Source organism: Mycobacterium sp. NGS35 (genome assembly GCF_059812855.1).
Genome location: NZ_JCALDL010000011.1, coordinates 1 through 12,799 on the forward strand (window position 1 = coordinate 1; position 12,799 = coordinate 12,799).

Genomic DNA, 12,799 nt, shown 5'->3' on the forward strand with positions numbered 1-12,799 from the left:
GCAACGACTGGTCGGCTACATCACCGGCACAGCCGACCCCGCGCAAGCCCGCGCTCAGCTGGCGCAGCGCCTGCCTGGCTACATGATTCCCGCCGTCATCGTGCCCATCGAGGCCCTGCCGCTGACCGTCAACGGCAAACTCGACATCCGCGCCCTCCCGCTGCCCGAATATCAGCGCAGTCAGCAGTACCGGGCACCGGCCAGCGCCGTCGAGGAGATCCTCACCGGCATCTTCGAACAAGTCCTGGGACTCACCCGCGTCGGCATCGACGACTCCTTCTTCGATCTGGGCGGCGATTCATTGACCGCAATGCGGGTGATCGCGGCCGTCAACACAGCGCTGGATGTCGATCTTGCCGTGCGCACTCTTTTCGATGCACCGACGGTCGCCCAGCTCGCGCCCTGCATCGGTGCGGAAGGACAGCGGCGCAAACCACTACTGGCCGTCCAACGGCCGCAAACCATTCCGCTGTCCTTCGCCCAGAGCCGACTGTGGTTCGTGAACCGGTTCGAGGGCGGCGTCGCGACCTACAACATGCCGACCGCCTTCCGCATCAACGGGCCGCTGGACGTCGACGCGTTGGGTGCGGCACTGGACGACGTCATCGCCCGCCATGAGTCACTGCGTACCGTTTTCCCCGAGATCGACGGCGTCCCCTACCAAGAGGTGGTGCCGGCCCGGGCGGGGATGTGGCGGCGCGGCGGTCCGGCGGCCGTGCATTTGCCGGAGCAGGACGTCGCCCGAGAGCTGTTCGCGCTGGCCGAGTACCGGTTCGACTTGTCAGCGGAAATCCCGATCCGTGTGCAGATCTATTCGACGGGTCGACTGCAACACGTGGTGGGAATCGTCGTGCACCACATCGCTTTCGACGGTTGGTCCTTGGCTCCGATGTTCAGGGACATGGCTCAGGCGTACGGTGCGCGGCGACGGGGACAAGCCCCCGATTGGGCGCCGCTGCCGGTGCAATACGCGGATTACACGGTGTGGCAACAGGATTGGCTTGGCGCGGAGTCGGACCCGGACAGTGTGATTGCCGCGCAATTGCGATATTGGCGTCAGGAGCTGTCCGGTCTTCCCGAAGTCGTGTCGCTGCCGACGGATCGGCCGCGTCCACCACAGCCCAGCTACCGGGGCGACTCCGTCGATGTGCGCATCGACCCGCAGCTGTGGGCCGGGGTCAAGGAGCTGGCTGCGGCGCACAACACGACGGTCTCCATGGTGTTGCAGACCGTCATGGCCGTGTTGTTGCACCGCGTCGGGGCGGGCGACGACCTGGCTATGGGCGCGCCGATCGCCGGCCGCACGGACAAGGCGCTCGACGATCTCGTCGGGTTCTTCGTCAACACGTGGGTGTTGCGGGTGGGTGTCAAAGCAGCCGACCGGTTCAGCGACGCGCTGGCGCGGGTGCGCCAGAAGGCGCTGGACGCCTACAGCAACCAGGACGTGCCGTTCGAGCGAATCGTCGAGCAGGTCAACCCGACTCGGTCTGCGTCGCATCATCCGCTGTTCCAGGTGCTCATGGCGTTCCAGAACAATGCGCGACCAGGCGCGCTGGCGTTTGATGACGCCACCGTGGAGCAGCTCGCGGTGCCCAACAACACCGCACGGTTCGACCTTGACTTCGAACTCAGCGAGGTGCCCACCGACGACCCGCAGGCGCCGATGGCGGCTGGCCTCGTGTCGTATGCCACCGATTTGTACGACCGAGGCACCATTGAACGGTTGGTCACCTGGTTTGGCCGCGTCATCGAGGCCGTGGTGGCCGACGCCTCGGTGGTGGTGGGCGACGTGGCGTTGCTCGATCGCGCCGAGCGAGATCTGTTGCTGGACAAGTGGTCCGGCGCCGACGCGGCGGCACCGGTGGCCGTCGCTGCGCAGTTGCTGGCTGCCGCGGCGATGGCGCATCCCAACGGGACGGCGGTTCTCGACCGGACCCGCCGACTTTCCTACCGGGAGCTCGACGAGCGGTCGACGCAGTTGGCGCGGACGTTGATCGACACAGGTGCGGGTCCCCAGTGCACGGTCGCCGTGGCGATGGACCGATGCCTGGATCTGGTGGTGGCGTGGTGGGCCGTTCTCAAGGCGGGAAGTGCCTACGTACCAATTGATCTCGCTCATCCGGTCGAACGCATCGCGGCGGTATTGGACGCAGTCGAGCCGGTATGTGTGCTCACCGGTGATGCCGGCAGTGTCCCGGGCGCCGGGGCCCGACCAGTGCTGCGCATCGACGGGCTGGACCTGTCCGGGCGCTCCGCCGAACCCGTCACGGACGCCGACCGCACAGCGCCGCTGACCGCTGACACCGTCGCGCATGTGATCTTCACGTCGGGATCCACCGGGACACCCAAAGGCGTGGCGGTGAGCCACGCCGGTCTGCTGGCAGTGGCCGCACTCGGCGAGACGTTCGGATTGCACCCGGGCACGCGTCTGCTCATGGTGGCGGCGCCGACCTTCGACGTGTCGGTCGGGGAGATGCTGCTGGCCGCCGGCTCGAAAGCCACGTTGGTGGTGGCGCCGTCGGAGGCCTATGCCGGCGAGGCGCTGACCACACTGCTGCACGACCAGCGTGTCAGCGCGGCGGTGGTGACGCCGACCGTGCTGGCGTCGCTCGATCAGGCGCGGCTCGGCGGAGTCGACACACTGGTCACCACAGGGGAGGCCTGCCCCGCAGAGCTGGTGGCGGCCTGGGCACCCGGCCGTCGGATGTTCGACGCCTACGGCCCCACCGAATCCACGATCTGGGCCACCCGCAGCGCAGTGCTCGTGCCGGGCGGAACGGTCGGCATCGGCACCCCGGTGCCGGGTGTGCGCGCGCTGGTGCTCGACGCCCGGCTGAACCCGGTTCCGATCGGCGTGGTGGGTGAGCTGTACCTGGGTGGGCCAGCAGTGGCGCACGGCTATCTGGGCCGCTCGGAGTTGACTGCGGAACGGTTCGTGGCCGACCCGTACGGGCCACCGGGGACGCGTCTGTACCGAACCGGGGATCTGGTGCGCTGGACCGGCACCGGAACACTGCACTACCTGGGCCGCGCCGACAACCAGGTCAAACTGCACGGTCAACGCATCGAACTCGGCGAGATCGAGAGCGCTCTGCTCGCGTGCCCGCAGGTGACCCAAGCCGCGGCTGCGGTGCAGCACAGCACCAACGGACCGCACCTGGTCGGCTATGTCGCCCTCGAGCACACCACCACCGCCGACCGCGATGCCGAGATCGTCGAACAGTGGCAACACGTGTACGACGACCTGTACGCCACCGAGGTCGACGAGCCTGGCCTCGGCATGGACTTCCGCGGCTGGAACAGCAGCTACACCGGCGATCCGATACCGCTCGACGACATGTTGGAGTGGCGCTCGGCGACGGTGGACCGAATTCTCGCCCTGCAGCCGCGCCGGGTGCTGGAGATCGGTGCCGGCTTGGGCTTGGTGCTGTCCGAGGTCGCCCCGCACTGCGACCACTACGTCGCCACCGACATGTCGTCGGTGGCCATCGACAACCTCGCTCGCTTGCTGCAGCGCCTGCAGATCCCGTGGCGTGACCGGGTGCAACTGCTGACCCAGCCTGCGCACGTCACCGAGGGGCTGGCCCGGGGCTACTTCGACACGATCGTGCTCAATTCGGTCGTCCAGTATTTCCCCAACGAGCAATACTTGGCCGACCTCATCGGCAACGCGGTGCAGCTGCTCGCCGACGGGGGTGCGCTGTTCATCGGCGACGTCCGAAATCACAGCCTGCAGATGCCATTTCAGACCGCAGTCGCGTTGGCCCGTGCCACGTCGACCGACAGCGCGGAAATTCAGCAACGTGTTCAACGCGCGATCCGCAGTGAACCCGAATTGCTTTTGGCGCCAGAGTTTTTCATTGCCTGCGTGGCCGACCAGCCCGCAGTGGCCGGGCTCGACATCCAAGTCAAACGCGGTTCGGCCGACAATGAACTGAACCGGTACCGCTACGACGTCGCCATTTACAAGCAACCCGCACCCGTACAGTCACTAGCGTCTGCGCCCACGTGGGCCTGGAATGACTGTGGGGCCCTGCACGCCCAGCTGAGTGCACAGCGGCCCCACGCCGTCCGCATCAGCGGGATACCGCGGACCGGTCTGGTTGCCGACGTCGGAATCGAAGCGGCGCTGGCCGCGGGACTTTCCGTCGCCGACGCCGTCGCGCAGGCCGCGGCAGCCACCCCCATCGACACCGCCACCCCCGAACAGCTGCACCGCCTCGGCGAAACGCTCGGCTATCACGTCGCCGTCACCTGGGGCGCCCAGCCCGGCACCCTCGATGCCGTCTTCCTTGCGCCCACCGACACCCGACGCACTCCGCTGCTCACCGATCTGTACCTGCCCTCGCCTGCGGGACACCACCGCAGCACCTATGCAAGCGATCCCCAAACCAACACCAAGATCAGCGGGGTGCGTCAGCGGCTGAGCGCACGGCTGCCCGACTTCATGGTGCCGACGCACATCGTCGTGCTCGACGAGTTTCCGCTGACCTCGTCGGGAAAGATCGACCGCAAGGCACTTCCGGCGCCGGTGTTCGCCGCCACCGCCTTCCGGGCGCCACGCACACCGGTCGAAAAAATCCTCGCCGACATCTACGCCGACGTCCTGGGCCTCGAGCGCGTCGGCGTCGACGACTCGTTCTTCGAACTGGGCGGTGACTCACTGTCGGCGATGCGAGTGATCGCTGCAATCAACAGCGCCCTTGACGCCCAGCTCGCGGTGCGCACCATCTTCGTCGCGCCGACCGTCGCGAGTCTGAGCCAACAGCTACACGACCGCGACAGCGGAGTAGAAGTAGTGCCGCTGGAGGTGCTCAAAGAGGGCACGGGCGTTCCGCTGTTCTGTATTCACGACGGTCTCGGGTTGAGCTGGTCGTATCGCGCGTTGGGCGCATATCTGGACTGCCCGATCGTGGGAATCAACCAACTTCCCAACAATGGCGACGGCCCACCGAAATCCATTCGGCGGATGGCGCAAAGCTATGCGGACCGGGTGCAAGCTTTCTACCCGGAGGGTCCCTACAAACTGCTCGGCTGGTCTCTCGGCGGAGTCGTCGCTCATCAACTCGCGGTCGAGCTTCGACGCCGCGGCTGCATTGTCGAACGCCTGGTATTGCTCGACGACGCAGTGAGCGCACACCGGGTCAGCTCAGGCCAACAAGCCGACGAAGATCACATTCTCAGGCAGATTCTGCAGGCAAGCCATATCGACATTCCGCAACCGTCCGAACCTCTGACCTACCGTCAGACAGCAGAGCTCATTCGTGAGCGTATGCGCATGGGCGATGTAGCGCTCGCATCCACGGCACTGTTGGAGTTCATGGTCCGAAGCGTCACCGTCAACCAGTCCTACCTCGCGGACTGCCGGCCCGAGGTATTCGACGGCGATTTGGTCGTTTTCACCGCCGCTCGGACGACGAATGGTGACGGCCCATCACATGCCGAGAATTGGCGGCCGTACGTCGACGGGAATATCACCAGCCACTCCGTCGACTGCACCCACTACGAGATGCTGACCGCCGAAACGCTCGGTTTGTACGGAGAGCAACTCAAACTTTCGTTGGAAACTCCCGACGCCGTTGCCGCTCAGCGATTATCGGCGCCGGTGAGTTAGGCGCAGAATTGGCTGATTCACAGCCCACCGTCGCGCCCGTCAACCATGATGTCGTCATGGATGGGACCACCCGAGACATTGCGGACATGCCCAGGGGCGGCCCAAACGCGTCGTGGCTGGATCGGCGGTTGAGAACCGACCGGCTGGAATACCTCGACCGCGACGACGTCGACGACCTCAAGCAAAAAGTCGTCCGCTCGCTCGACCGGTCCGGCCAGCGCAAGTTCGGCGTACATCGCAGGGTGGCCCGAGTGGTGCTCGATCAGGTGGCCGACGTGCCGTCCCCGAAAATCCTGGAGCTGGGCGCCGGCCTCGGCGGCCTGTCGCGCAGGCTGCTCGAGAATCACCCGACCGCTGAGGTGACGATCACCGACATCGACCCGTCGTTCGTCGCCGCCGTCACCGCCAGCGATCTGGGCAGTCATCCGCGGGCCATGGTCCGGCAGATGGACGCCACCGCGATCGACGCCCCGGACGGCTACTACGACCTGGCGGTGTTCGCCTTGTCGTTGCATCACTTGCCGCCGGAGATGGCCGCCCGCGTATTCGCCGAAGGCACCCGGGCAGCGAAGAAACTGATCATCGTCGATCTGCGCAGGCCGCCGGCGCCGCTGCACCTGCTGGTGCTGGGGGTGACGCTGCCGCTGACTCGGCTGGTCCCGCTGGTGCACGACGGGTTCATCAGCTCACTACGCGCCTACAGCCCGTCAGCGCTGCGTGCGCTCGCGCAGTATGCCGATCCCACCATGACCGTCGACTTCCTCACTCGACGTTTCGGCCCGACGGTGGCCGTCGCCAGTCGGGACGGGTCCTCCAAACCTGTTGAGGCGCAAGGCTAGACGTCATGCCGGCTTGCCGGCGTTGCGCTGCTTTCGGTAGCTGTCGAAGAACTCCGCCCAAGACCTCACTTCAGGGTGTCGTTTGAGCAGTGCGCGACGCTGACGTTCGGTCATGCCACCCCAGACACCGAACTCCATCTGGTTGTCGAGTGCGTCGGCGGCGCACTCGACCTTGACGGGGCAGTCCCGGCAGATGACAGCCGCCTGATGCTGGGCTGCCCCTCGAACGAACAGCTGCTCCGGATCGACGGAACGACAGCGGGCCCGCGACACCCACGCGAAGCGGGCTTCGACAGCGGGAACGGTTTGCTTGTCACACACCTGCGGTCCACTCCTGGCTCGAATGTTTGCCGTACCTGAGTGGATCGTCGCGTCCAGTCCGGCCGCGGGCATGCGTAGTGCACTACCTGACTTGGCGCCCGAGCGAGGAAACGCCGCAACGTTGCCCGGTGTGCCGCTCCGGTTCTGGTGACCTTTATTGTCTAGCTGTGCCTGAGATGGATCGTCGCACCATGATGTTGATGACGGGGCTCGGTGTGCTTGCGGCCGCGGTTCCCACGCAGATGCCCTTGGCTGGCGCTTCACCAGCCGATCGGGTGTCCCCGCCCGCTGCGCCGCCGGCCGATGCCACTACTGGGAGCTACATCTTCCAGGACGAGTTCGACGGCCCGGCCGGATCTGGACCGGACCTGTCGAAGTGGCTGGTGGTCAACTGGGACACTCCGGTCACGCCGCCGATCGAAGGGCACTACCGCGACCGCAACGTGTTCCTCGACGGGAACTCCAACCTCGTCATTCGCGCGTCGCGTGAGGGGGACGAGTACTTCAGCGGCAAGATCCAAGGCTTGGCGCGGCTCGGCATCGGCCACACCTGGGAAGCGCGCATCAAATTCAACTGCCTGACGCCTGGCTGCTGGCCCGCGTTCTGGTTGCTCAACGAGGATCCGCTGCCCGACGGCGAAGTCGACATCGTCGAGTGGTACGGCAACAACCGATGGGCTCCCGGAAGCACGGTGCACGCCGCGTCGGACGGCAAGACATGGGCCGGTCGCGACATCCCAGAACTGGTCGACGGGGACTGGCACACCTGGCGCTGCCAGTGGGACGAGAAGGGCTTCCGGTTCTGGCGTGACTACGTCGAGGGGGCACGGCCCTATCTCACGGTCCCTGCCGTTCCGATCAAGGGGCGCTGGCCGTTCAACCAGCCCGGGTACACGATGTTTCCGATCTTCAACGTCGCGGTCGGCGGCCCGGGCGGTGGCGATCCCAACCTGGGCAACTACCCGGCGGACATGCTCATCGACTGGATCCGCGTCTGGTAACCACCGCCACGACGGCGTGGCGAGCGGGGGTAGCGGGACTCAGTTTCCGAGATTCCTAGAGATTCCTACCGGTCAGCCGGGTTGCGCGGTTTCAAGCTCACGGGTCTTCGGCGACGGCCACGGACGCGGCACCGGGCGTTCTCGCACCCGCTGCGGCCACCAGAACCACCGTCCGAGCAGCGTGGCGATCGACGGCGTCATGAACGACCGGATGATCAACGTGTCGAACAGCAGACCCAGACCGATCGTCGAGCCGACCTGGCCGACCACACGTAGGTCGCTGACCATCATCGACATCATCGTGAACGCGAACACCAGACCGGCTGACGTCACGACGGCACCGGTGCCGGCCATCGAGCGGATGATCCCGGTCCTGATCCCGGCGTGGATCTCTTCCTTGAACCGTGACACCAACAGCAGGTTGTAGTCCGAGCCCACCGCCAGCAGGATGATCACGGACATCGCGATGATCATCCAGTGCAGGTGCAGACCCAGAATGTACTGCCAGATCAGCACCGAAAGCCCGAACGATGTGCCCAGCGACAGCAGCACTGTCCCCACGATCACCGCGGCGGCGACCACGCTTCGGGTCAGTATCAGCATGATGATGAAGATCAGGCAGATAGACGCTATGCCGGCGATCAACAGGTCGAAGTTCGCGCCGTGCTGCATGTCCTTGTACGTCGACGCCGTGCCGCCGAGGTAGATCTTCGAACCCTCCAACGGGGTGCCCTTGATGGCCTCGAACGCAGCGTTCTTGATCAGGTCGATGTGCTTGATGCCCTCGACGGACGCGGGATCACCTTCGTGAGAGATGATGAACCGCACGGCTTTTCCGTCGGGCGAGACGAACATCTTCAGGCCGCGCTTGAAATCTGGGTTGTCGAACACCTCCGGCGGCAGGTAGAACGAGTCGTCGTTCTTCGCCGCATCGAAGGCCTGGCCCATCGCGGTTGCGTTCTGCTGCGCCGCGTCCATCTGGTTCTGCAGGCCGTTCTGCGTCTGATACATCGTCAGCATCATGTTGCGCATGGTCTGCATGGTCGAGATCATCGGCGGCATCAGCGTCAGCAGCTGCGGCATCAACGCGTCGAGCTTGTGCAGATCGACTGTCAGAGAAGCGATGTCGTCACTGAGCAGATCGATGCCGTCGAGCGTGTCGAACACCGACCGCAGCGCCCAGCAGATGGGGATGTCGTAGCAGTGCGGTTCCCAGTAGAAGTAGTTGCGGATCGGCCGGAAGAAGTCGTCGAAATCGGCGATGTGGTCGCGCAATTCGTTGGTGTCTTCGACGGTCTTGTCGGTCTTTCCGACCATGCTGTGCGTGATCGCGTTGAGCTGCTTCATCAACTCATACATGTGCTGCATGTTGTCGATGGTCTTCTGCATCTCGTCGGCTTGCACCAGCATGTCGGCCATGCGGTCTTTCAGATACGTCTGATTCATCGTCTGGGTGGTGCCGTTCATGCTGATCAAGAACGGGATCGACGTGTGCTCGATCGGGGTGCCAAGCGGCCGGGTGATGCTCTGCACGCGGCCGATACCGGGAATGTGGAAGATGTTCTTGGCAATTCGGTCGATCACCAGCATGTCGGCCGGATTGCGAACGTCGTGGTTGGTTTCCACCAGCAGCAGCTCAGGATTCATCCGCGCTTGCGGGAAATGCCGGTCGGCGGCTTGATATCCCTCGTTGGCCGGGATGTCCTTGGGCAGGAACTCTCGGTCGTTGTAGCTGGGCACGTAGCCCGGCAGCGCGGCGAGGCCGACCAGAGCAAGAACCATCGATGCGACGAAAATCGGCCCGGGCCAACGCACTACGGCGGTACCGACCCGCCGCCAGCCGCGGGTGTTCAATCTCCGCTTCGGATCGGCCAGGCCGAAGTGGCTCGCGACCGTCAGCAACGCCGGCGCCATCGTCAATGCCGCGAACACCGCGACCAGCATGCCCAGCGCGAGCGGAATACCCAGTGTCTGGAAGTACGGCAGACGGGTGAAGTGAAGGCAGAACGTCGCGCCCGCAATCGTCAACCCAGAGCCGAGGATGACGTGCGCGGTGCCGTGATACATCGTGTAGAACGCGGTTTCGCGGTCTTCGCCGTTCTGGCGTGCCTCGTGATATCGGCCGACCAAAAAGATCGCGTAGTCGGTGCCCGCGGCGATGGCCAGCGTGGTCAGCAGGTTGACCGCGAACGTCGACAAGCCGATCAGGTTGTAATAGCCCAGCGTTGCGATCACACCGCGCGCCGCCGCCAGCTCGATGAACATCATCGCGAGCACCAGCAGCACCGTGACCACGGAACGGTAGACGAACAACAGCATCACGAAAATCACCAGGATCGTGATGCCGGTGATCAGCTTGAGGCTCTTGTCACCGGCGTGGTGCTGGTCGTTGGTCAGCGCCGCTGGTCCGGTGACGTAAGCCTTCACCCCGGGCGGCGGGGTAGCGCTTTGAACAATTTGGCGCACCGCTTGAACGGACTCGTTCGCCAAGCTCTCGCCCTGATTGCCGGCCAGATACAACTGCACGTAGGCGGCTTTGTTGTCGGCGCTCTGCGAGCCGGCGGCCGTCAGCGGGTCGCCCCAGAAGTCTTGGACGTGCTCGACGTGCTTCTTGTCGGCCTCGAGCTTGTCGATCAGTCCGTCGTAGTAGCGGTGGGCGTCATCACCCAGGGGCTTGTCGCCCTCGAGGACGATCATCACCGAGCTGTTGGAGTCGAACTCCTGAAAGTCCTTGCCCACCCGCTGCATCGCCTGCATCGACGGGGCGTCCTTGGGAGCCAACGACACGGCGTGGGCTTCGCCGACCTTTTCCAGCTGCGGGGCGATGAGGTTGACCAGGACCACCACCGCGATCCACCCGAGCAGGATCGGCACCGAGAACAGCCGAATGAACCGGGGGATCATCGGGTGTGCCCCCACGTGAGTGTTCGTCATGCGGACTTCACCAAGCAAAACGTCTGAGCGTTCAGCCCGTCGTTGGTTTTCTCGTCCTTCACCTCACCGTTGACGGTGATGCGGCATCCGATCATGTCGCCGTTGCCTTGCGCCACGATGTTGGCGCTGGCGGCGGGAGCGGTGGTGGTCAGAGTGATGGACCAAGGCAGCGGCACGTCCTTGACTTCCTGTGGCTGCGCATTGAGGTCGAGGTAGTTGATGGTCGCCACGGCGCCGGGCTCTCCGAAGATCTCGTATTTGACGGTTTTGGGATTGAACGGTGCGGGGTCGTTGGCGAGTCCGGCTCCAGGCCTGGTGAGTTCGGTCTTACCGAACACTTGGCGAAGCCGGTCGACGCCGAACGCCGCAAGAGCGACCACAAGCAAGATCACGATGAGGATCCACGCGCGCTTGAGCGCTCTGAACACGCCCGCTTTCCGGCGGGACGTGGTCGTGCGGGGACCACGGCCGGGTGCCGGCGCGGCCGCATGGGCAGGACCGTCTGCGACCCCCTGAGCGGCGCCGTCCGGGCCGGCAGGAAACCAGGTGTCGTTGCGTGTCTGCGTCATCCGCACCCCCGCCTTCCCTTCCCTACACTCGCCACGAATTCTGACAGATTAGTCCATTTAACTGAATCGGTCGCATCGAGGCTCTAACTGGGGATTCGCCGGCCGCGCGACCACCCGTTCTTGCACACCTGCTATCCGGAGGGGATACGATGCGCCCATGAAATTAGCCAGGGGGGCGACCGCAGTCACCGCACTAGCCGCAGCGCTGGTGCTGTCCGCGCCGGCGCACGCCGACCCGGACACCGACTTCGCCGAAGAGCTTCACACGTACGGCATCTACGGGCAAAAGGACTACAACGCCTGGATCGGCAAGATCGCCTGCAAGCGGCTGTACAACCATCTGGACCCGGACGCCTACGCGTCGGCGCAGTTCATCTTCCGGCAGTTGCAGAGGGGCAGCACCACCGAACAGGCATGGCAGTTCCTCGGCGCCGCAGTGCGCACCTACTGCCCGGAGCAGTTGCCGATCCTGGGCGCCGTGACACAACCGCCGCCGCCCCTCGACACCAGCCAGCAGCCTGGGTCGTCATTCTCCGCCGAGGCGTAAAACCAAGGGAGTCACAATGTTTCGTAAAGCGAGCATGGCGATCGCTGTTCTCGGTGCCGCAGCGATGGCGGTGCCACCTATCGCCTCGGCCGATGCGACGGACGACTATCCGATTCCGAACCGCATGCTGAAAACCACCTGCACCGCCGAACAGATCATGGCGGCCGCCCGAGATGTCGAACCCGTCTATTACGAGCGCTACATGATCGACTACAACAACCACCCGGGTCAGCAGCAAGCGACCCAGGACAAGATGCACTGGTTCTACTCGATGGACTACGCCGGGCGCCGGGCGTATTCGGAGGAACTGGTCACCCACTTCGCCGATCCGCTGACCGCCGCATGGCCTAACCACGCGAAGCTGTTCTTCAACAACAAGGGTGTCGCCGCGCACACCACCGACATCTGCCACAACTACCCGCCGGACGACCAGTCGGTGTGGAATTACGACGCTCACTGGTGATTGCGTCGGCGACATGACACGCCACCACGTCCGCGGTTTCGTTGCGGCGGCTGCCGCGTCACTGGGCCTCGCGGTGTGTCTTGCCCCAATGGCGGCGGCCGATCCGTCGTGGAACGGCAAATACGAGGTGACGTTCTTCACCGCACAGAAGAGCGGCACCAGCATCGCGGCTAACCAGTCCGAGTCCATGCACATCGACACCTACACGTTTTCGTCGTCGTGCTCGTCGGGCAAGTGCGTCGCGACGATCGTCGACGGTCCTGCCCCGAGGAATCCCACAGTGCCGCAGCCGGTGCAGTTCACCTGGGACGGCTCTGCGTGGACGTCCGACACCACGTTCCGGTGGGATTGCCTGCTGCCGGACGGCACGATCGAATGGAATCCGGCGAGCTCTCGTGTGACCTACACGCCGCAGCCGGACGGGTCGCTGACCGGGGCGTGGCACGCCGACATTTCCGAGGGCGCCTGCCGCGGGACTGTCGACATGCCGATGCAGGCACTGCCGCTTTAG

9 protein-coding genes are annotated in these 12,799 nt (G+C 64.8%); 6 read left to right on the plus strand and 3 right to left on the minus strand.

The window, feature by feature from the left end; all coding sequences use genetic code 11:
• The coding region (locus AC5Y4C_RS16860; RefSeq protein ID WP_499963865.1) for a non-ribosomal peptide synthetase at positions 1-5,614 on the plus strand (5,614 nt) is incomplete at its 5' end.
• Positions 5,615-5,670: 56 nt separating this feature from the next.
• The gene (locus tag AC5Y4C_RS16865; RefSeq protein ID WP_499963867.1) at positions 5,671-6,453 is read left to right on the plus strand and encodes a methyltransferase domain-containing protein; all 783 of its coding nucleotides are present in this window, start codon (positions 5,671-5,673) and stop codon (positions 6,451-6,453) included.
• A 3-nt stretch (positions 6,454-6,456) separates the two neighbouring features.
• On the opposite strand, the gene AC5Y4C_RS16870 is transcribed toward AC5Y4C_RS16865, so the two are convergent.
• Positions 6,457-6,774, minus strand: a complete 318-nt coding sequence (locus AC5Y4C_RS16870; protein ID WP_499912016.1) for a WhiB family transcriptional regulator — start codon at positions 6,772-6,774, stop codon at positions 6,457-6,459.
• Between the two features lie 167 nt (positions 6,775-6,941).
• Here AC5Y4C_RS16870 and AC5Y4C_RS16875 point away from each other — a divergent pair, with 167 nt between their 5' ends.
• Positions 6,942-7,775 carry a glycoside hydrolase family 16 protein gene (locus AC5Y4C_RS16875; protein WP_499912018.1) on the plus strand — a complete coding sequence of 278 codons (834 nt, stop codon included), beginning with the start codon at positions 6,942-6,944 and terminating at the stop codon, positions 7,773-7,775.
• Between the two features lie 72 nt (positions 7,776-7,847).
• On the opposite strand, the gene AC5Y4C_RS16880 is transcribed toward AC5Y4C_RS16875, so the two are convergent.
• On the minus strand, positions 7,848-10,709 hold the full coding sequence (locus tag AC5Y4C_RS16880) for an MMPL/RND family transporter (RefSeq protein ID WP_499912020.1): 2,862 nt from the start codon (positions 10,707-10,709) through the stop codon (positions 7,848-7,850).
• Complete coding sequence (locus AC5Y4C_RS16885; protein WP_499912136.1) at positions 10,706-11,137, minus strand: MmpS family transport accessory protein; 432 nt, start codon at positions 11,135-11,137, stop codon at positions 10,706-10,708. The genes AC5Y4C_RS16880 and AC5Y4C_RS16885 overlap by 4 nt, the downstream gene beginning before the upstream one ends.
• Positions 11,138-11,435: 298 nt before the next feature.
• On the opposite strand from AC5Y4C_RS16885, the gene AC5Y4C_RS16890 reads away from it, so the two are divergent.
• The 3 genes from AC5Y4C_RS16890 to AC5Y4C_RS16900 are packed head-to-tail and all read left to right on the plus strand — an operon-like array spanning position 11,436 to position 12,799.
• A complete protein-coding gene (locus tag AC5Y4C_RS16890) occupies positions 11,436-11,825 on the plus strand; it encodes a DUF732 domain-containing protein (protein ID WP_499912022.1) in 390 nt (129 codons plus the stop codon).
• Between the two features lie 16 nt (positions 11,826-11,841).
• Positions 11,842-12,288 carry a DUF5078 domain-containing protein gene (locus AC5Y4C_RS16895; RefSeq protein ID WP_499912024.1) on the plus strand — a complete coding sequence of 149 codons (447 nt, stop codon included), beginning with the start codon at positions 11,842-11,844 and terminating at the stop codon, positions 12,286-12,288.
• Positions 12,289-12,301: 13 nt separating this feature from the next.
• A complete protein-coding gene (locus AC5Y4C_RS16900) occupies positions 12,302-12,799 on the plus strand; it encodes an Rv2253 family sensor-like surface protein (protein WP_499912027.1) in 498 nt (165 codons plus the stop codon).

Excerpts from the sequence above, each read along its gene's own strand:
- AC5Y4C_RS16865 (WP_499963867.1), top strand. The coding sequence starts at position 5,671 with ATGGATGGGACCACCCGAGACATTGCGGACATGCCCAGGGGCGGCCCA.
- AC5Y4C_RS16890 (WP_499912022.1), top strand. The coding sequence starts at position 11,436 with ATGAAATTAGCCAGGGGGGCGACCGCAGTCACCGCACTAGCCGCAGCG.
- AC5Y4C_RS16895 (WP_499912024.1), top strand. The coding sequence starts at position 11,842 with ATGTTTCGTAAAGCGAGCATGGCGATCGCTGTTCTCGGTGCCGCAGCG.
- AC5Y4C_RS16900 (WP_499912027.1), top strand. The coding sequence starts at position 12,302 with ATGACACGCCACCACGTCCGCGGTTTCGTTGCGGCGGCTGCCGCGTCA.
- AC5Y4C_RS16880 (WP_499912020.1), bottom strand. The coding sequence starts at position 10,709 with ATGACGAACACTCACGTGGGGGCACACCCGATGATCCCCCGGTTCATT.